Origin of the sequence: Methanosarcina horonobensis HB-1 = JCM 15518, from assembly GCF_000970285.1 — an archaeon.
Lineage (GTDB): Archaea > Halobacteriota > Methanosarcinia > Methanosarcinales > Methanosarcinaceae > Methanosarcina > Methanosarcina horonobensis.
In genome coordinates, this window is sequence record NZ_CP009516.1 from 2,656,876 (window position 1) to 2,677,363 (window position 20,488).

A 20,488-nucleotide genomic window follows, 5' to 3' on the forward strand; every position below is an offset into this window, starting at 1 on the left:
GTTGATTTGATTGAGATTATTGCACCTGTAAAGCTAAGGGATGCCCTGGATTTGAACAATGGGGACAGAGTTGTAGTACAGGTAAAAAAACAGGGTATGGAGAGCCAAAAATGAACGGAAATACGGTTTACGATTGTCTTACGTATAGAAACGAAAACATCAATCTGGCACTGGAAGCACTTCTGGCCGGAAAAATGATCCAGATCTTTGATTCGGACTCAAGGGAAGGGGAAACCGACCTCGTAATTTCTGCAAAAGCAGTCACTTATAAAGAGGTAAAGTGGATGCGAAAAGATGCAGGCGGTCTTATATGTGTAGCAGTGGACCCAGTGGCAGCAAAACAGTTAAAGCTACCTTTTATGGCAGATCTGGTCCTTGAAGCCAGCAAAAGCAGTTACGATCTTGAGGAAGTTGTGGAAAGGGAAGGAGACCTTAAGTATGACTCTCATTCTTCTTTCTCTCTATGGGTCAACCACCGCGAGACCAGAACAGGAATTCCTGACGATGAAAGAGCCCTTACTATCCGAAAAATAGGGGACATAACAGAAAAATGCCTTTCCGGAAACGGAGTTCGTTTTGGAGACGAATTCAGGACCCCGGGTCATGTGGCGCTCCTAAGAGCTGCCGAAGGGCTTCTGGATGAACGCAACGGGCAGACCGAACTTTCAGTTGCTCTTGCCCATATGGCAGGCGTTACCCCTGCAATGGTAGTCTGCGAAATGCTGGACGATTATAATGGAAAAGCTCTCTCTAAAGAAAAGGCAAAAGAATATGGTAAAGAGCATGATCTTGTATTTCTGGAAGGGCAGGAAATAGTTGAAGCATATATAACATGGAAAAGCTGTGACTGATTTTTACTTTCTTTCAGGGTAGATAAAACAAGTCACATTAAAATACATCCAAATTCGAGATCAAATTTATCCCTAGATTAGTGCAAGATCAAAGTTGTGCTGAAACAGCCCACTGCAAGCAACGGGTAGTTCGCGTCAGCCTTTCATAATTATCCCATAAGCCTGAATCTTAATGTCTGAGGTCTGAGACATCGACATTAAGATAAATTCGCTACATTACCTCGAAGGTTCATATTTAAACTAATCTAAAAAGGTTAAGGCTTCTACTTGGAATATGAAGAATTATAAGTCACTATAATAGGGTAAGGTGGCTGTTATTAATTGAATGTAGAGGCCCTAGAAGATTTCGGAGAATTATATTCTCAGGCGGTATAGAAATATAGATTCAACTTCGAAATATTCAATTTCCCCTCTAGAATCATAATTTTTCGACTGTCTCTTACTTTAATCGATATATACTTATATTAAGTATACCTACCTACATGCAGGTAGATTTGTCCAGGAGATAAATTAAATTATGAAAATTTATTATTATCAGGAGGCACAAAAAATTGAGTAGTATCAACCTATCATCATGCATAAAAGAAAAAGCCTTAGGAATAGGTTACGATTTATGTGGAATAACACCAGTTGATTTGGTTGAGGAATATTCATCACGTCTTGATGAGAGGATTAGAAATTTCCCCGAGTCACGTACATCATATGAAATGCTGTATCCTCTAGCTTTTCCTCAAAAAAATGTAGAATGGGCCAAATCAATTATTGTTTGTGTTAGAAGATATGGAAAATATAAAATTCCAAAGGAACTCGATGGCTATATAGGAAAAGCATACTTGGTTGATGGAAGATTAAAACATTCTAAGGAATATTCTTGGAGACTCGAGTTTGAAGCTTATTTAAACGGGCTGGGAATTAAATATGCTTATGGAATAGTTCCAGCTCGTTTGGCAGCAGTAAATGCCGGCTTAGGACGTATAGGCAATAACAACTTTTTCTACACGAAGGAATATGGTTCTTGGGTCTTCATTGAAACGTGGGTAATTGACAGTGAGCTGGAATATGACAAGCCAACGCGTTCATTAAATTGTCCAGATAATTGTAATAAATGCATAGATTCATGTCCAACAGGAGCTTTGAATATGCCTTTATCAATGAACTGGGGAAAGTGCATCGCTAATCTCACAAGTGGGTTAAATTCGCAGACAGAAGGATTGAAAGCCAAGATGGGAACCTGGGTATATGGGTGTGATGTCTGTCAGAATATATGTCCCAAGAATAAAAATAAATGGGAAGAAAAGGAAAATTTCATTGATCTATCAGACATTACACCACATTTATCTCTCGAAAGTATATGGAAGATGGATGAAGATACTTTCCTTGATGTAATTCAGCCTAGATTTTGGTATATAGGACAAGATGGCCTATGGATATGGAAGTGTAATGCTTTGAGAGCTATGGCCAATAGTGGAGATCAGAAGTATTATAAATATATTAAAGAAGCTGTAGAAGATCCAGATCAAAATATTCGCAATACTGCTTTATGGGCCTGTCAGAAACTTGGTATATAATACATGAATCCATTCGGAAAGTGAGTATTTTATGAATAGTGGTTATGATCAAATTTATAAAAATCTTATACTCAAACTAGACAAATGCGATTTTGTAGAGGTTGCCGAACGTCTTGGTTTGTTACTTCAGCCGAACGGAGCCCTATCTGTCAATTTTCTTGGTCGGGAATATGAGATAAGTTCTCAAGGTATTAATCCAACTGACGGCAAGCCGGTTAATGTCAACAACCGCAGTGTTCTGGCTTACTATTTATTATCAAAAGGTAAAGGCGAACCTGCGTATTCATATGTGCCAATTCATAATCTTACCGGCGTAGTAATATCATCCAGCACAAATACAAAATGGATGACCGATCCGCTTAGTAAAACATTCAGTCAAGATTATGCAACATTCAGTGAAGCTATTTGCAGATTAGGTGGGGTTTTTAACGGCAAGCTGAAATCGGGCGGCTATTCATGGCTTCTTGAAGCATTGCCTAAAATCCTCCTCCAAATCGTATATTATGAAGAAGATGCTGAATTTCCTTGTGAAGTTCAAATTCTGTTTGATAAAAATGCTTCATACTTTCTGGAGTCTGAATGTCTGGCTTTTTTAGAGGGATGTCTTGTAAGAGCAATAATCATGACAGCAAAAACAGGAGATACAGCTGGATGGGTATGATACTGATACATGTATTGTATGAGCTGCAAGATGTCTTTCATTTATACAGAGTTAGGACTAATTTTTATATGAATCAGTACTGTTCAAGTATTCACAAGAAACAAGTGTTTTCATATGACAGATATAAACCAGACCAATCAACAAATACTCCATTACGCAAGACACTTTTTGCAATGCCAGGGTTACAATGGATTTAGTTACAAGGATATTTCCCAGAAACTGGGGATAAAAAACGCTTCAATACATCATTATTATCCAAAAAAAGAAGATTTAGTTGCAGCCTTGCTTGAAGAGAGCAGAAAAAATTTAGCTGAGAATATTTTCAAAATAGCGGAATCTGGAGGGTCTGCTCGTCAGCAGCTTCAATACTATTTCGATTATTCATTAAAGGAGTTTGATGAAGGTAAAAGTATCTGCCCTCCTGGATCATTGATCCTTAATTTTGAAGGCCTTCCAGAAGAAGTTAAAAAGCAAAATCTGTTGCTACTAAATTATATACTAGATTGGATCACCAAAGTTCTCAGAACCGGTTTGGAACAGGGGGAATTCAATTTTTCAGACCCTGTAGAAGTGCGCGCAGAATTGGTAGTCGAGACATTGATGGGGGCCAGACTATTATCTAGTATCCAAGGTAGAAAAACACTTGTCAGGTCTATTTCCTTAATCAAATCTGATCTTGGATGGAAGGATTAATTTTATTTATCCACTTAGAACCTACTTATGTATAAGTAGACAAATTCGAATTATAAACAATTGCTCTAAAGAACTGAAATTCGTAAAAAATATAGATTAGGAGATGTTCATGATGCCTGTTTTAAGCATATTAAGCTGTAAAATACTTCAGGATGAGATAGTTTGGCTTATTACAAATGATTCGCAAATAAAGAGAGTTATAATCGCAGAGAATGGAAATATCCTTGAGTTTACAGAAAAACTAGATGAACAGCATATAAATTATAATATTGTTCCTTTTAAGAAATTGCCACAGATCCTTCAAAATATTGACAGGGATGAACTTACTCTTGTGGTCAATCTGAGAGAACTTGGGCTTCATGCAGCACCAAAAATATTGAAATCTGAGGTCTATCAAAATATCAGGGAAATGATACCTTTCTCGAATGGGATACTCATTTTTTACGGTCTTTGCGGAAATGTTCTGGGTAATGTTGAGGAAGATTTTTGCCTGGAAAAAGATGGTTGTACGGTGCGGATACTGAGGGATGATGAAAGAGTTGTAGATGACTGCATAGGAGCAACGGTAGGCGGTGGTGCAAACTACCTCAAATTGCTTAAAACCCATAGTAAGGAGCCTGCTTTCTTCTTTACACCGATGTATGCAAGTTCATGGAAAGAGCTTTTAAACATAAATAAACTCCATTCTAATCCTGAAAAGGCATTGAAAATGGCAAAAATGGTAAATGACCTGGCAGGATATTCAAGAGTTGCAAAAGTCAATACAGGCCTGACATATGTAAAGAACATAGATGAAAAGATCGAAGAATATGCTAAATTGTTTGGATACAGTACTTTTGAAGTTGATGGTAATCAGGAAATATTCAAAAAATGTTATCTTTCCATGAAGAAAGAAATATGCGATCATTGCTGATTAAAGAAGGTCTTTCAATGCCAGTGTTGAGTATAGTTGCCTGTGAAATGCTTGAAGATGAATTAGTATACGCTCTCTCAAAAGACCCTGAAATTAAAAGGCTGTTTGTAATAGAGAACAGAAACAGTTTCCGATTTGTAAAGAAACTAAAGTCTGAACATCTTAAACCTTTTGTGTTTTCTCCAGAGAAGTTGTATCCCCTTATCTCAGAAATCAATAGGAAATCATTTGGTAATCCTATGGGAAAGCTTTCTAACTTTCCTTTATTTAAGAAAACATATGATGTTATATTTAACAAAAAGCAGCAAAAATTAACTGTTGTTGTAAACCTTCTACGAAAAGATTTACATTCTGATATTGACCTTTTGCAATCTGAAGTATATCTGAATGCCAAAGAAATGTCAAAAATCTCGAATGGTGTTCTTTTATTCTATGGAAAATGTGGCTTTAGTTCTGAAAAAATGCAAGCAGAATTGCAAAAACTTGGTTGTCCTATTTGTTTTCTGAGGGATGAAGGAAGAAATATTGTTGATGACTGCATAAGCGTAGCATTAGGGGGGAATGAAATTTACACAAAAACGATGCTATTGGGAAATGGCAAAGGAGCCATATATGCAACACCAATGTGGCTTTCCGAACTGAATGAAACCAATTATAAATCTTCTGAATCTTACCAAAAGATCAGCAAATACCTAACCTCTCCTATGTATAGTCTTCTTTTTAAGATTAACAATCAACTCTATAAAGATGCTAATTTTCATAGAAATGCTTCTGAGTTTGCAAAAATTTTTAACATGAATATTATCAATGTTAATGGAACAATGAAGATAGCAATTAACTCTTACATGGAAGCTAAAACCGATATTTACAAAAATTTAGCCTAAAAAAAGATCATCATTCACCAAATCAAATTCGGTAATTAAATTTGATGTTTATTAATTCTAGTGTTTTCTCTGTGGGAGAAAACTTGATTTTAGAAAAAGAATTTCATAATTACAGGCTAGAATAAAACTATTTTATCTTCAAAAAGTTTTTAGATAATACTTGAGGTGAGTAAATTAATTCCAGTGAACTATTGCTTTTATTTCAGTCGAATACCCCGCTAGCTTGCTGCGGGGATGGAAAACTTTCCCAGTAACCGTTAATGAAAGTTCAATGTATCAATTTCATTTTTGGGCTGTCAATTTCTGCTCAAACTAAATTATTTAGGGTTATTGTCTACTTTAACGAAATTTGGAGCGGTGGCGCGAACATACCCCGTTGCTTGCAGCGGGGTGCGCCAGCGCAACTTTGATTAAAGAATGAATCTGATAATATATCACCTGAATATTTGATGAAGGCAAAAGAGTATGATAATAAACATATACAAGATCCTCCAGAAAGCCCCAAATATATAATCCAGCATATTGCCAGATATAATAATAGAAATATTCTCAGAGCTTCGAAATCGGAATTACGTAGATACTCTTGAAGAGATTGATCACGAAAAACTCGAAGACTTCATTCTCCGAATAAATCAATATATGGATGAAAATGTGCCCAATCAAAAAGACTTAAAAGAATATATTCGAATTATATGTACCTATTTAACCTTTAAAGCAAAGAAGCCACTGCATCCCCCAGGCATGATTATTGATGGTAACAAGAAAATATTTAAAAAAGGAGACAATTATTTTTGTCCAATGAAAAGTAAGTATCTATCAGAGGCTATGTCTTTATGTAAATATTGCGTTTGTAAGAAAATTAATTAAAACAGATGATGGTGTCGACGGTTAACCTAAAAACTTGTTTTAATGTGAGATTGCCTGTAAATGTACCTGTTTTTCAAGGTTAGAGCTATCGGACCATATGAGAAGTTTGTATATCTTCTAAAAACGTGCATGATATTCTTCGAGTAACATATCCAAAAAATGAAAGCACTTTCAAATGCTTTCATGCCAAATATAAAAAACTGTATCCCATAAAAAATATTAAAAAAGAAATCCAATATTCAAAAAATTTGTTGGGAAATAACTTGAAAGGTAATTCGCGTATTAAGTTCCTGTTTATTATGACTGAGATCGAATCTAAAACTAGGATTCACAGACCTTACGATATATCTGGGCATACAAGACGATATGATTATCTATAATAAAATTCACTTATTAATATAATGATTGGGGGTTACATATGCACAGATATAAAGTACGGTTTGAAGGACATTCTGCAAAAAAAGAACACTTCGTAGATGTAACCGAGGTTGAGGCAGAAAATGAAAAAGAAGCAAGAATAAAAGCAGAAGTTATTTCTAAAGACCCTACTCCAGAAGGATTACTGTATAAATATGGACAAGGTTCTGAACCTGTAACATGTATAATTGAAATTACGCAGCTTGACTAAAAAAATCCCTTCTGCTATAACATTAAGATAGTGTTCTATGAGAAAATTTGAAAAGTGAACTACCCCTCCCTAAACTCTTCGCGAAGCTCAGAGTTTTGAGGGAGGAGCTTCCTGAGTCACCCCTCCGCCTAATGGCGACAAGTCATACAGGCTCTTCCCCGCGTTCCGCAGGTGATGGAATTTGAATTGGAATCTATGAGCGTGATATACTTGAGATGCTTTACAGCTTCCACCTTTCAGTGGCGTTATCTCCCGATCCCTTCAGGAGTTGCCATATCCTGTTTCCAACCGCCTTGCTTGGTTCTCGCTTCAGCTTGTGGTGACAATACAGCACTATATAATGGCCTTAATAATACAAGTAAGTTAGCAGAATCAATAACAAGAGAACGTGAGGAAGTTGACGGCTTTCATCCCCCACCTGTCGCTTCGCTCCGAGGAAGGGGACTTCCCGCCTTAAAGTTAAATCATAGGATTTTTGTACTCAAGATAAGCTACGACACCGCTTTTATATTCAATATTTTTCAGCACAGTTTGCCTATTCATTGGTATATATAAATTTCTTACACGGATAATCAAAAACCGTGATAAGTTCGCCAGGCATAAAACCTATTCTTTTGTACAATTCCCGCGCTGCTTTGCCTTTTGGATCATCTTCCCGGTAGGTTATAACGGTAAAACAACTACCTTTAGGAAAAATGGCAAGCATGTACCGGATTAAGGCAGTCGCCGTGCCCAGCCTGCGGTACTGAGGGTGTACCGCGAGAAACTCAAGTTCTTTGGATTCTCTTGAAAACAGCAGGACTCCAATCAACATATCGTTTTCTTTCGCTACCAAAGCGCCCTGTTCGAGTATTCTTGTTGACAGCCCCTTTTTATACTCTTCCATGTCAAGCCCCGGAAAATTATCTTTTACGAGCTCCAGTAATTTAATCCAGCCATCGATATCGTTGCTTTGCGCAAATCCGATCTTCATAGAAACACCACCAAACTAAATTAATAACCTTAATTCCCATTTTTTGCAGGGAATATATTAAATCTGAGGGCTTTGTCTAATTCCCTTAATATAAGCATTTTTTGGTAGCTACGAACTTCGGTTCTGACCGTGCAAAAGCAGCACGAAAAGATAAATAAAAGGTACTGTTAAGCCTTCGGAGGATGGCTATAATTGCATGTTCGCCTGTAGCTGGAAAATTTCTTATCCCCCGAAGACATAACAGTACCAAAAAAGGAAAAGATAAAATGAAACCAACACGAGTTCCTAAAAATCCCTGTTTTTCTTCAGGGCCCTGTGCCAAACATCCAGGTTATTCTGTTGAAGAGCTGAAGGATGCACCTTTTGGCCGGTCGCACCGGAGCAAACCCGGCAAGGAAAAATTAGCTGAAGCAATTAAAAGAACAAGAGATATGCTTGGACTTCCTGCTGATTATCTGGTAGGTATTGTGCCGGCTTCCGATACAGGCGCTTTTGAAATGAGTTTGTGGTCTATGCTGGGATGCCGCGGGGTTGATGTCCTGGTTTGGGAATCTTTCAGTAAAGAATGGGCGACCGACATCACCAAACAGTTAAAATTAAAAGATGTACGAGTTTTTGAGGCAGAATACGGGGAATTACCGGATTTAAAGAAGGTCGATTTCAAGAATGATGTCGTTTTTGTCTGGAATGGGACTACCAGCGGAGTCAAAGTACCCAACGGCGACTGGATTCCTGATAACCGGGAAGGGCTCACGCTTTGCGATGCCACCTCTGCTATATTTGCTATGGATATACCCTACCATAAATTGGATGTCATTACCTTTTCATGGCAGAAGGTTTTAGGTGGGGAAGGTGGACATGGGATACTGATTTTATCTCCGCGGGCTGTTCAGCGTTTAGAAAGCTATACTCCTGCCTGGCCATTGCCCAAGATTTTCCGACTGACCAAAGGTGGTAAACTGAATAAGGAGATTTTTGAAGGCTCTACTATTAACACCCCATCCATGCTGGCTAATGAAGATTGGCTGGCAGCATTAAAATGGGCAGAGTCTATCGGAGGGCTTAAAAAACTTATCCAGCGGTCAAATGAAAATCTGGCGGTCTTTGAGGCATTTGTTGCTAAAAACAACTGGATCCATTTCTTAGCGGAAACAAAAGAGATAAGGTCCAGCACCAGTGTCTGCTTTAAAGTTGATTTATCCGACGAAAAGCTTAAAGCACTGATTAAAACGCTTGAGGAAAAAAAAGTTGCTTATGACATCGGTTCTTACCGGGATGCTCCTTCTGGCTTGCGCATCTGGTGCGGTGCTACCGTCGAGAAAGAGGATTTACAATGCCTCTGTGAATGGATCGAATGGGCTTATAATTCGGTTGAATGACATAATCCTTTAAGAAGGAAATAATATAGTCCTTTTTGTTATCAGCAAAGAAGAGTTCGTGAGAGATCGTTAATATCTTTTTTGCTGATAGCAAAAGATGTTTTATCCCGAAATAATTTCGCCCTTTAAATATATAAAACACTATTTATAATTGTATTGGGGGTATTCTTGTAAAACTTGTATTCTCGTAACTTCAAAATACGAACGTTTTAGGATAGAATGTTCGTATTTTAAGCAAAAAAACACTTAGAGCCTATCCGAAAAATCCTGCTGCTCTAAATGTTATCCATGAACATGCCAAATGTAGCATCTCAAGGTAATTTTCAATTTTCTTTTTCCATCTAATAAGTAGCCTTTCGAATCTGTTTGTCCAGGAATGTGTTCTCTTTACACCCCATCTTCTTGCCCTAAAACCTGGTATCTCTTTCTTATGTTTTCCTCTCCCCGGCTTTTTTCCGATATACTTCAGATTTTAAGGTTCATGTGCTAAATAGCTAAACTTTACTTCTTTTTTATAGTCAAGCCAGGTTATCCTCGTTATGCCAGATCTGGCACATCGGCATCATGTTCAAGTTTTGGAATAATCATCGAAAGCCAGGCGATGCATCTATCCCAAAAACGTTATTTTAGGACGTCTTGTTATCTAAGTGGCTATCTTTTTAGATTGCTTTTACATCCCTGATTCCTTCCTTGTTTCCTGATCAATCATATATCTCAGCCCTATAAGCGTTACCAAGTCAACAGAAAGGCCAAAGAGTCCGTAGAGCTGAATTTCGAAGAAATCAAAGACATGGACAAAAAAGATATAAATCAACACTGCGCTCTCAAGAAGACGGTAAGCTTTGAGCCTGTTTTTTCGTATGCTTAGAATTCCTGCTATAGAGAAGCCACCTGCCAGTACTGTAAAACCCAGATGGAACCCATCAATCAAGGATAGAGATGGTAGCGCCATGTCCAGGATAGTGAAGGGAAAGATTGAAGTCAGGATTATGAGAATCATAATGTAACTTGCCTTCTTCATGGTCGATATCCCTGAAACCAGGATTCCGTAAACCCCCAGGGATACTAAGGCAAAGATTGCCCAGAATATGGCATTATGTATATCCACGTTGAGGTAGATCGCTTCTATCAGGGATATCAGGGATTTTAGGAAGAAAAAGGCTATCAGGAACTGAATAAACCATGTCCTTCTGATCATCCAGCTATAGAGATTATCAGCCCTTATCTTGGCAGTAGTGTAGATCCTGGGCTCCAGACTTGAAGGAGGAGGCAGATCTGGCATCTCATCCAGGTCTCCTGAGGTCTTATCTGAGTCATTTGGGAATACCTTTTGGGTTTCTATCCTCTCAAGTACACTCCTTGATAGAAGTATCTCATATGCCTCATTGCCCTTGAGAACCGCCTCCCCGGATATCTCCAGGAAGTTGATCTGTTTTTCCTTTTCTGTGAGATAGCTTATGTTGCTTATCTTTTTGATAAAAATGAAAAGAAGAACAAAGGTAATGTAGATCAAGCCAATAGAAGGCTTGAAGAAGTAATCGTTGTCGCTTGTGATGAACTTCCCCAGTTCATCTATGAAGGCGCCAAAGCCGAAGCCGCCAAGGACTGCAGCCAGGCTCCTTGAATAGTTGCCAAGGAAGATCAGGAGGATCAATATGGAGACCAACATGAAAAAGCCTCCGACCAGTACATGAGCTATATGGAGACCGCCTCCTCCTACCTGGGGGTAACCTGTGATTTCAAGAAAGAACCTTATGGCAAGGACTGCGGTTACAGCCGTAACCATAAATACTTCCAGCAGGCTGCCGGCATATATATTTCTGGCAAGTTTTCTCTCCCACGGACCCATGATCATATTTTGTTCCTTCAAAAAATCTGGTCTTAGCCTCAATTTATGCAGTTTTCTTAAGCGCAATTAAGTTATGTTTCAAAATAGGGCCGAACTTTTCGCTTTCACCGACACCACCGTGAAACAAGAAAAACGTTCTGTCAGTTCCACGGATTTCATAATAATATATCTTGAGACTATTCATCGACATGTAGCTGCACTTCTTATTCGTTTCATTCGAGTGTTTGATCATACTCTTATTCGAGTGTTTGATCGTACTCTTTTCCTTAAGGATTTCTTATTTTCCAGTTTTTCGACGAATCTGTCGGTGGATCCCTTTCTAGCCAGCCAAGAGACTGCCTTAAATTCAAATTATTTCTACAATTGGACAAGAGGCAATGTTAACTCCAAATTCAAATCACAAATTTTTCTGGAATTAAGGTACACATAGACCTTAAGGATAATACTTATTCCCCATAGGACTTACGCATTCAAAGTATAAATTCAAGTACTGTAGACATTATGATTTAAATTATATCCTAGGTGTTTAATGTCTTAATGCTTGTTTTTCAGTCAGGTGCATAAATTCTATTCTAATTATAGAATCAGATTTAATTTTAAGAAAAGATCTAAGTCCAGCAGGTCATGGTTAGAGATGACGATGAACGGTTTCTTATCTATGTTCATCGAAACTTTGGTGGCACCGGCTGATCATATGCTGCCGTATTTACTTCATCAAGGAGCACCAGGCATTTTAAGTTGACTTTGCCGAGGACATGAGCATGCCAGGCACAGGCTGCCATGCCGCGAAGCCCGAATAGCAACACGGAATGCAGGGATGTGATATTGTCATCTCCATGCGACATTGATATAAATTTCTAAACTTTTAAGTCTGATCTAAACCGGGATGTTTCGAATCTTTACCACTGTCTTAATTCAATGGGCAAACCATCAGGATCTGAATCTTAGCTCTTGGAGGCAAAAAACAGGGCAAAATCAAAAAATCAAATTGCGAGCGGCCACCCCACCCTAAAGAGGCTGTCCGACAATTATTGATCGTAATAAAAAAGTGCTAAAAAGAAAGCAAATAAGATTTTCAAATCAAAAAAGAAGGAATTCTTTTATTACCGGAGGTAATTGTCGGACAAACTGCAAGCTAACGGGGTATTCGACTGAAATAAGTACTAACTGCTTGCCATTAATAACTTCGCTGTATATCTTGAATTAGGTCTAAGATTACAGAAATCAAGTCTGAAGTGGCTAGAGATTTATCACCAAGTTTTTCAAAATTACTTTTAAATCCTGGAGAGGCGTCTGGGTAGTAAGTATCGAAATCGTCCCAAACTTCATTCCATAGATTCTCGGCCATGTATCCAGTAACTCCAATAGGAATCGGCAGAACCCCAGCTTTCTTGCATAATTCAAATTCTTGTTTCATTCCTTCAGATAGGACAATATTATCTGAAGAGTCAAGCTTGTTTCCATAGATGAAAATAGCAATTCCGGCTTGCTCAATCATAGACTTTCGATATTTAGAGCCTATTCGAAAAGTCCTGTTGCTCTGAATGTTATGCATGCACATGCTAAATGGAGCATAGCCATGTAATTTTCAATTTTCTTTTTCCATCTAATAAGCAGCCTTCTGAATCTGTTAATCCATGAATGTGTTCTTTCCACTACCCACCTTCTTGCTCTGTAACCTGGTATCTCTTTTTTTCTTATGTTTTCTTCTCCACGTTTATTATCATACTCGAGAAGACCAGCTTTCCACATATTCTCAAATAATCCAGCTTTTTGCCACTCCTGAAATATATCATGTACGGTACTTGGGGTTCCATAAAACCGGGGCAATAATTTCCACTACCAGTACGAAGAATAAAAAATACCACTCATTATTTTCCTATCATCTTTTCTGGGTCTTCCAGCCTTCTTTTTTGGTTTAGGAAAAGGTAATAATGGTTTGATTTTATTCCAAAATTCGTCAGAAATCTCGTAATCGTAGCTGATTTTACGTTTTGTCATTACAAGATATTTCTTATTCCGGCATTACAAACAAGGAGCATTAGAGCTTGGTCTTGAAGCTGGCGAAGAGGCTCAACGAGCCGAAAAAAGAGGATATGGATTAAGGAAAAAGCTAATTTTTTGTTAAATTTGGACTCTTTTAAACTTATAATCATGCACGTCATATACATACCAATTTACACACTTCATATACTTGGTACCATTCTCGACTTCAACGAAAAATCTCTATTTTTTTATATTCCTAGAGGCTTTTTTGAATCAATTTCTGGACTCAGTTTTTGATGTTATAAAATCAAATACGTTGCAGGCAATTGAATAAATTTATCTTCGCTTACCAGCACTTTACACATAGTCCGTGAATTATAGAGATACCCAGGAGAAAATCTTTAATAAAAACCTTCTTAGCATAGGGCTTTATAGAAATCACTACTATATATTAGAGGGTGACATTATATTAGAGGGTGACATTATATTAGAGGGTGACATTATGGCAGATTTTGAATTGGGAGATGACGGTGTTTATCGAAATACCAGGATTTTCGAAGAACTTCTTAAGTTCACAAAGTTAGAGTGGGGAAATAATATAGCAATTTTAAAAGAGCTAGAAAAATTAGTGGACAATGATTTTACAGGTTGGTTTACTGAAGATATAAACGGTGAAATTTACGTAGGCATCGAACTCAATGAGTCAAGCGATCATAAATATGACGAAATCATATTCTATGATAAGAACAGAGATGATATTACAGTATTCTCGGTAATGCGAGAAGAAGCTTGATTAGAGTTTATCTAAAAAATCTCGCTACACTGAATATTAGTGCTTTGATAGCGTAGTAAAGTTTCTATTTATTTCTGAAATTCATTAAATATGTAATAGTTGTGTCTGATTTTTCATGTTGTTACTGCTACACATTACCTTACATACAATTTATCTATTTTTTGGACAGGCTCTGAATAGACCCGAAAAACCTTTTATTAACATCGTCACAAGGCTTGAAGCTGGATCTTGAGTAACTTGGACTAATCTTTGGCTAATTTATGGCTAGATATTTGACTTTTTACCTAATACACTCATCCCTTACAACCATAACAGGAACCTTCGAGTGACGGACCACGTTTCCTGCAACGCTGCCAAGAAGCAACCTGTCCAGTCCTGTCTTTCCGAGAGTGCCCATAACAATGATATCCATCTCGTTTTCTTCTGCATATCGGATAAGTTCGTCTGAGGGATTGCCTTCAAGCAGGACAGATTCCACATTGATTCCTTTCATCTCTCCTAAATTTTTTACATAATTTACAGCCTGCTGCCCTTGTGTTTTCCATGCCTCTTGTATCGACTCCCAATAAGGATTCACACCCATAAAGTAATCCCCGTCCATAGATAAGTAGGCCGTTGATACCACATAGACCGCGTAAACTGTTCCGCTACCCAATTGAGCAAGCTCTATCCCTTTGTCAACGGCCAGCCTGGAGCAGTCTGAGCCATCGGTTGCAATCACTATTTTTTTAAAATTAACAGTACCCATGTAAAATCATCAATTACACTATTTTTCGGGAAGACATATAATAGCATCGGAGTTCGTGAAGTGAAAAAGCCATAGGACTTCTTGATTGGAAACGTTTTGATTTTTGACAATATAAAAAGCAGAATAACTATTATTCAGTCCAGGCAAGACAACCTTAGCAACCTTCTTTATTAAGATTTAGTGAACAAACTTCATTGAGTTAATTCCCTTTAATTTTTGAAGTTAATCTAAAAGGATAGGGCTGTCGCTCGGTAAGGATAGATATTTTGGACATTCGGCGTATAGGCCTCGCCTTATTCTTGCCTGCTGGAAGATCAACCCCAGGCATAGGTTGACCTTCTGAGGACCCAACGCCAAATAACTCAGGTCCGTTTTTTTTCATTGTGCTTAACTATTTTCGCAAGCATCTCTATCAGTTTTGTTCCAAAATAATTATATGTTTCTTAGTTATTCTGTAACGAGCTCCAGATATTTTCAGTCTAAACGTGCAATTCTTACAAGAGACTGAATCGGAACATTATGCATCGTATCTACACCTTTTTTGTCGACAAGTACCACTACGACTCTTGGTTTTGCATCCATTTCCTTTAGCTGTTCAATCACTTCCGTACTTGTTGAACCTGTGGTAATAACATCATCAACGATAATGCAGTTTTTACCGGCAACGGATCCAAAATTTCTACTTATGATGCCTCGGTGGCCTGTTTTAACGCTTTCCTGACCTTTACGATGATAAATAGCTAGATCTGCATCCAGTTCATATGCCATCATGCTTGCCAGGGGAATACCATTGGCGGCAATGCCAACGACCACATCTACTTCGGCGTTTATCTTTTCCATAGTCTCAAGCACCATGTCGCAAAGTGCAAGCGAAACATTGTGGAGACGTTTAGCACTTTTCCCTATACTGCTCCAGTTTACAGAAATATCTTTTGGAGCTGGAGTTGTTTCTTCTTTTTTTGAACGAGTTAAAAGCCAGACAACCGTTTCTCTTGAAATGTTGAGTTCATCGGCAATCTGGGCGGTAATAAGCCCGTTGCTCTGCAGTTCCACAGCTTTCTGGATTAAATCTTCTATATCCTTCATGATTCCTATTCCTACCTGAAATTTTTGTTTGGCTATATCTACGAAAACTCTAAATTAAGACAGGGTTATAATATCAAGCGTTATATCTTTTTTTTCAGTTTAAGATCATCTTTTTTATAATTTCCTCTTTTATTAGGCACTTTTTCCATGAACTGCCTAAAATAAGGGATACCAACATGATAGAATAGATAATTCGATGATTTCTGTACTTTTGATTCATTGTTATTATACTGCGGAAAAATGAAGTAAACGATATTCGTCTTTACATAAATCCTGTGGCAAAATTTCCACTACCTGCATCTGTTATCGAGAAATTTAAAACGCATGAAGTAAGGATAGTAATACCATCTATCTCACAATAATGTAATACTTTATAATCAGCTTTTGTCTGCAGTTTTCTGAAAGCAGTGACAAGGGTAAAATCAAAAGAAATAAGTTGGGAAACTGGAATTTCCCTTACCTTCTTATCACTAAGATTTATTTACTACCTATTTTGATTTTACTGCGAAAATTAACCTAGCACTTGTAGCTTCATTTTCCTTGTTGAGATGGAAAAATCTTATTTGCTTTGCTGGAGTTTTAAAGAAAAAAATGATTCTATTGAACCTGATGGTGAAGACAACTTGGTTTCAGATACATTAAAAAAGCAGATTGATCGATTCCTGTTAACTTTCGGTTTTTCCCTTATGTTCGGGATAATGATTCTTGGACAGGAGTTCAGGCAGGCTGTGGGAGAAGTCATCAGTATTATTATGAATCCTGTACTTGCTCTGGTCGGAGAGGAGAACTTTTATCTGGTCCTTTTAGTAGCGGCGGCTATTACTGCTACTTATTCATCTCTTATCCAGAAGTATACAATCGACTGGAATCTGATGAGGAATACTCAAGAACGGATGAAGTCTTTCCAAACGGAATTCAGAGAGGCACAGCTTTCCCAAAATACCGATATGCTGAAAAAACTTGAGGATCAACGAAAGGATATGATGGAAGACCAGATGAAGATGTCCAAACAACAGTTCAAGCCCATGGCTTATATCAGTATCATTTCTGTTCCTCTTTTAATGTGGGTTCACTACTACATCAACGGCCACAAATCCGCTACTATGGTTTTTCCCTTCTGGGGTAAACAGTTGCTTACTTCTCATGCTTTTGGCCCTTTTCAGCACTGGCTTTACTGGTACTTTATTTGCTCTATAGGAGTCAGCCAACTTATTAGGAAGATATTGAACATTGGTGCAGTCTGATCACACCTCGTGGCGGGCTTCAAGGTACATTACAGAACAAGAGGATGAAAGAATATAAGGTCAAGAATAAGGAAAAAGGTTTTTAGCGTTTGCATCGTTGTAAAAAACTTTCTATTTAAACCATTAGCGTTTTTTCGGGAGAAATGAGGAATTTACCTGCTAAAATAAGAAAACGGGAAAGTTAATGGTTAACTTAAAAAACGTGTTAAAATGTGAGATTGCCTGTAAGGATGCCGTGAATATCTTGGGAATATAACGGGATAGTTCTTCTCTTTTTCGGGCAGGTTAAAAAATTATTTAGCAAAAAATTCTCATAAGGGTTCTTTGACTGCCTGAGTAATAATTATGCAAGGATTTTTACTATTATATACAAATTATAAAAAGGAATTGTTAATTGGAGGATCAATTTTGGGGGATCACAGTATGGGAAAAGATAAATCAACTGAAGAAAACATTAGTAGATGTAAATGCCCGCAGTGTTCGGTCCAAGCTGACAGTCCATGTGCACAGGATAAAATTAAAAGTTCAAGAGAAGCAATGGAATATATGCCCGCAGGAGACGTCCCATATCCGGAGTATATCCCTGGGGTGTATTGCTCAGAAGAGAAGCCACGATGTAAGGACCTTAACTTTGACAGACAATGCATTTGTGATTCGTGTGATGTCTGGAAAGAGTATGGTCTCAAAGATACAGATCCGAATAATCACTTCTGTCAGCATGGCAGAGCAACTTAATTATTAAGGGTAATGTTTTTACTCAATATTTTACTACTCAAATCGGTAACGGTTCCTAAAAAGGTGTTTTCAGAACTTGGTGGATTTCAGATTTTTTTACCGGTTGCAGGCCGGCTCCAGCCGTTCAGCCCTGAAGACCAGCCTTTTGGCAAGGAAGAGAAAAACTGAGATATTCCTTATTGTTATGGCATAAATCAACAAATTAACCAGAGACCAGCAAAACATGAGAGAATAAACAAAATTTGACTGAAAAGCCAGCTGGTATGAAGGTAAAAACTCGTCAGAAAACGAGGGAAGAGGATACTTCAGTATTTAAGCCAGTATTTGCTTTTCTTACTTTTCGGTTTGCTTTGTCCGGAGACAAGAAAAAGGAAAAACAGACTGCTTAATCAGGTTAAGGCTAATTTTTGAACCTGACCATTTAGGTCATGACATGAGCTCAGGTTTGCCATTTCTCAAGTCACTATTAGGATAATATTAGTCAAAATCCTTACTTGAGATCCTGAACACTGTCCGACCTGGCAGCCCACTAATCTGATTTTCTTCACTTACCGGAATCGCTTCTGGAGGAATTTAACTGATTTTCCCACTTTAACCGATTAATTTCCCTTTAATTCATTTCCTGACGAATTACTTCGATGAATTACCAACCCTTGTCCAAATTTAATCTAAGCCATTTTTAATAAGTTTTCCGAGTCAGACATTTCTTACTTTTTGTAAGGTATTTTATCTAATCCACGTATTTGTTTATTATTTTTCTCAGTGAGTTCCCAAACTCATATCCAACAAACTCATTGTCTATTTTGAGGTTCTTTTTGATGTGTTATGAATTTGCACATCTTCTTTCTTTGAAGCATCGGCCTTATGTGCTGGAATAATGTTTTCCCTTCTTTTTAGCCTCAAAATCATGTCAGGTTGAACCTCCTTTTCCTGACACCTTTATTTTATAGATTCAATAATATATAGCCCAACCTGTAAAGTTTCTTCAGATGGCTATGGCTGGAGAAACAGATCCTGGACATTACCTTTTCCATGAGTTTTTTCAATGGCTTTAAAAATTTCTCAGACTCGAAATTGCAGACATAAATCCTTGAAAACAGACCATAAGCGCTTGAAAAAAGACCGAAGCTCTACAATAGCAAAAAAATCCGGATCGCAAAAAAACGCTGAAAAAAGGTATTTGTTCGGAGAGCCCTGAGGAGCGCAACATTCCCACCTGTTACTCTCCTCTGGTGTATCTCTTAATGCAATTGCAGGGCAGGGAGCAGTATATGAAAACTGATCGCCATTGGATATTCGGCTACCATTCTGCTCTCTGTTTTCCCAGAACACTTCGAATTTCCGGACCGCACTGGACCGCACTGGACCGCACTTCTACATTTTGTCCGGGGAGGTTTCTTATTTTTGAGGATGCGACAGTATTTCCGGTCTTGCCATTTTTTTATCCAGAGGATTTGACTATGCTGGATAGGTTTTGTTTTTCTGTGCCTGATTACTTTTATAGTTTCAATGATATTTAGCCCAACCCGTAATGCCCTGTCAAAACTCTCAGGTAAAAGAAAGAGTAAAAAGGATATTCATCTGGTACAGGATTTTTTAATGCCATTAAATTTTTTGAATGGCTTGAAATGCTCCGAAATTGTTAAAAAATGTTAAAGGTAAAAAATATTTAATGTTAATGATAAAAACATTTAATAATATCTTCAAATTAACCGGAAATTACAAAAACAAAGATATTAATAAAAGTTTATTTATATAAGGAAATATCAATGAGCTCCTCTTTATGCGATACTATCTGGCTTTCTGAAAAAAGAAAAAACCTCCTCCTTTTGCTTATGGAAGGACCCAGGGATATCGAGCAGGTAAAGACCTCTCTCAACGTGACTTCCAAAGCGATGATGCCCCAGATTAAGATTCTGAAAAAGCAGGGGTTGATTTTCCAGAAAGGGGACACTTACGAGCTTTCCGAAATCGGAATACTGGTTGTAGGGAACATGCTCCCTCTCCTGAATACCCTTGAGGTTATTGAGGAAAACAAAGAATACTGGGCAAGCCGTGATGTGAGTGCCGTGCCTCAAGACCTGTTCATGCGTCTGGGAGAGCTTGGGGAATGCATGGTGATTGAACCTGACCTGAACCATCTCTTTGACCTCCCCAGGGAGTTTACGGAAAACCTTACAAAATCCGGGTGTATCATGAGTTCCCTTTCTTATTACCATCCTCTTTATCCTTCGCTTTATTCGAAGCTTTCAAAGAGTGAAGCTGAAGTTGAGCTCGTACTGACTGAATCCGTATTTGAGAGGCTGAAAAACGAATCTCCTGACGAACTCGGATCTCTTCTAGATTCTGAGAATACAACTGTAGTGGTCTGTAAAGAAAGCCTCAGTATTCCTACCATTGCTGTTACGGACCGTTTCATGTACCTCTGTCTTTTCGACAGACAGGGAAAATATGATCACAGAAAGGTGATGAGTTTCGATGCAAGTGCCCTTCTCTGGGGCAGGGAGCTTTTCACACACTATAAAAAATCAGCCAGGAAAGTTACAGATATTTAATGCCCCCTTAATAATCCCGGTTTTTTAAACATAATTGGTTGCCGGTTTATGCTGAGTCTTTCCTAAAAAACCCTG

General features: G+C 37.9%; 20 protein-coding genes and 2 pseudogenes. 14 read left to right on the forward strand and 8 right to left on the reverse strand.

What is annotated here, in order from left to right:
• Positions 1-6: 6 nt before the first annotated feature.
• From MSHOH_RS23790 to MSHOH_RS11800, 9 genes are all read left to right on the forward strand, one after another.
• Positions 7-114 carry a CTP-dependent riboflavin kinase gene (locus MSHOH_RS23790; protein WP_239450942.1) on the forward strand — a complete coding sequence of 36 codons (108 nt, stop codon included), beginning with the start codon at positions 7-9 and terminating at the stop codon, positions 112-114.
• Positions 111-851: a 3,4-dihydroxy-2-butanone-4-phosphate synthase gene (ribB, locus tag MSHOH_RS11765; protein WP_048139857.1), complete on the forward strand. Its 741-nt coding sequence runs from the start codon at positions 111-113 to the stop codon at positions 849-851. The genes MSHOH_RS23790 and ribB overlap by 4 nt, the downstream gene beginning before the upstream one ends.
• A gap of 551 nt (positions 852-1,402) precedes the next feature.
• Positions 1,403-2,419: an epoxyqueuosine reductase gene (locus tag MSHOH_RS11770; protein ID WP_048139859.1), complete on the forward strand. Its 1,017-nt coding sequence runs from the start codon at positions 1,403-1,405 to the stop codon at positions 2,417-2,419.
• 31 nt (positions 2,420-2,450) lie between these two features.
• Positions 2,451-3,080 (forward strand): DUF3786 domain-containing protein, encoded by a 630-nt coding sequence (locus MSHOH_RS11775; RefSeq protein WP_048139861.1) that lies wholly within the window; start codon positions 2,451-2,453, stop codon positions 3,078-3,080.
• Positions 3,081-3,194: 114 nt separating this feature from the next.
• Positions 3,195-3,773 carry a TetR/AcrR family transcriptional regulator gene (locus MSHOH_RS11780; RefSeq protein WP_048139863.1) on the forward strand — a complete coding sequence of 193 codons (579 nt, stop codon included), beginning with the start codon at positions 3,195-3,197 and terminating at the stop codon, positions 3,771-3,773.
• A 112-nt stretch (positions 3,774-3,885) separates the two neighbouring features.
• The gene (locus MSHOH_RS11785) at positions 3,886-4,686 is read left to right on the forward strand and encodes a DUF1638 domain-containing protein (RefSeq protein ID WP_048139865.1); all 801 of its coding nucleotides are present in this window, start codon (positions 3,886-3,888) and stop codon (positions 4,684-4,686) included.
• Complete coding sequence (locus MSHOH_RS11790; RefSeq protein WP_052730833.1) at positions 4,671-5,570, forward strand: DUF1638 domain-containing protein; 900 nt, start codon at positions 4,671-4,673, stop codon at positions 5,568-5,570. The genes MSHOH_RS11785 and MSHOH_RS11790 overlap by 16 nt, the downstream gene beginning before the upstream one ends.
• Before the next feature lie 522 nt (positions 5,571-6,092).
• Positions 6,093-6,437, forward strand: coding sequence for a DUF2115 family protein (locus MSHOH_RS11795; protein WP_052730834.1), 345 nt, complete (start codon positions 6,093-6,095; stop codon positions 6,435-6,437).
• A 418-nt stretch (positions 6,438-6,855) separates the two neighbouring features.
• On the forward strand, positions 6,856-7,065 hold the full coding sequence (locus MSHOH_RS11800; RefSeq protein WP_048139867.1) for a hypothetical protein: 210 nt from the start codon (positions 6,856-6,858) through the stop codon (positions 7,063-7,065).
• 535 nt (positions 7,066-7,600) lie between these two features.
• Here the strand turns inward: MSHOH_RS11800 and MSHOH_RS11810 are convergent.
• Complete coding sequence (locus MSHOH_RS11810) at positions 7,601-8,038, reverse strand: GNAT family N-acetyltransferase (protein ID WP_048139871.1); 438 nt, start codon at positions 8,036-8,038, stop codon at positions 7,601-7,603.
• Between the two features lie 266 nt (positions 8,039-8,304).
• On the opposite strand from MSHOH_RS11810, the gene MSHOH_RS11815 reads away from it, so the two are divergent.
• On the forward strand, positions 8,305-9,417 hold the full coding sequence (locus MSHOH_RS11815; protein WP_048143417.1) for a phosphoserine transaminase: 1,113 nt from the start codon (positions 8,305-8,307) through the stop codon (positions 9,415-9,417).
• Positions 9,418-9,670: 253 nt separating this feature from the next.
• On the opposite strand, the pseudogene MSHOH_RS23795 reads toward MSHOH_RS11815, so the two are convergent.
• The 5 genes and pseudogenes from MSHOH_RS23795 to MSHOH_RS22840 form a co-directional block, all read right to left on the reverse strand.
• Positions 9,671-9,870, reverse strand: a pseudogene (locus MSHOH_RS23795) (IS5/IS1182 family transposase); the annotation flags it as partial.
• 217 nt (positions 9,871-10,087) lie between these two features.
• Positions 10,088-11,272: a hypothetical protein gene (locus tag MSHOH_RS22175; protein ID WP_052730835.1), complete on the reverse strand. Its 1,185-nt coding sequence runs from the start codon at positions 11,270-11,272 to the stop codon at positions 10,088-10,090.
• A gap of 656 nt (positions 11,273-11,928) precedes the next feature.
• Positions 11,929-12,111: a hypothetical protein gene (locus tag MSHOH_RS23800; protein ID WP_158024139.1), complete on the reverse strand. Its 183-nt coding sequence runs from the start codon at positions 12,109-12,111 to the stop codon at positions 11,929-11,931.
• 332 nt (positions 12,112-12,443) lie between these two features.
• The gene (locus tag MSHOH_RS11825; protein WP_048139873.1) at positions 12,444-12,764 is read right to left on the reverse strand and encodes a hypothetical protein; all 321 of its coding nucleotides are present in this window, start codon (positions 12,762-12,764) and stop codon (positions 12,444-12,446) included.
• 20 nt (positions 12,765-12,784) lie between these two features.
• A pseudogene (locus tag MSHOH_RS22840) lies at positions 12,785-13,267 on the reverse strand (transposase).
• Positions 13,268-13,754: 487 nt separating this feature from the next.
• On the opposite strand from MSHOH_RS22840, the gene MSHOH_RS11835 reads away from it, so the two are divergent.
• A complete protein-coding gene (locus MSHOH_RS11835) occupies positions 13,755-14,045 on the forward strand; it encodes a hypothetical protein (RefSeq protein ID WP_158024141.1) in 291 nt (96 codons plus the stop codon).
• A gap of 280 nt (positions 14,046-14,325) precedes the next feature.
• Here the strand turns inward: MSHOH_RS11835 and MSHOH_RS11840 are convergent, their stop codons facing one another.
• Complete coding sequence (locus MSHOH_RS11840) at positions 14,326-14,793, reverse strand: universal stress protein (protein WP_048139877.1); 468 nt, start codon at positions 14,791-14,793, stop codon at positions 14,326-14,328.
• Between the two features lie 474 nt (positions 14,794-15,267).
• Positions 15,268-15,879 (reverse strand): orotate phosphoribosyltransferase-like protein, encoded by a 612-nt coding sequence (locus MSHOH_RS11845; RefSeq protein ID WP_048139878.1) that lies wholly within the window; start codon positions 15,877-15,879, stop codon positions 15,268-15,270.
• Positions 15,880-16,502: 623 nt separating this feature from the next.
• Between MSHOH_RS11845 and MSHOH_RS11850 the strand changes: the two genes are divergently transcribed.
• The 3 genes from MSHOH_RS11850 (at position 16,503) to MSHOH_RS11860 (ending at position 20,413) form a co-directional block, all read left to right on the forward strand.
• Positions 16,503-17,123 carry a DUF106 domain-containing protein gene (locus MSHOH_RS11850; RefSeq protein WP_048143419.1) on the forward strand — a complete coding sequence of 207 codons (621 nt, stop codon included), beginning with the start codon at positions 16,503-16,505 and terminating at the stop codon, positions 17,121-17,123.
• A gap of 394 nt (positions 17,124-17,517) precedes the next feature.
• Complete coding sequence (locus MSHOH_RS11855; RefSeq protein WP_239450943.1) at positions 17,518-17,865, forward strand: hypothetical protein; 348 nt, start codon at positions 17,518-17,520, stop codon at positions 17,863-17,865.
• Between the two features lie 1,762 nt (positions 17,866-19,627).
• Complete coding sequence (locus MSHOH_RS11860) at positions 19,628-20,413, forward strand: helix-turn-helix transcriptional regulator (protein ID WP_048139880.1); 786 nt, start codon at positions 19,628-19,630, stop codon at positions 20,411-20,413.
• Positions 20,414-20,488: the final 75 nt, after the last annotated feature.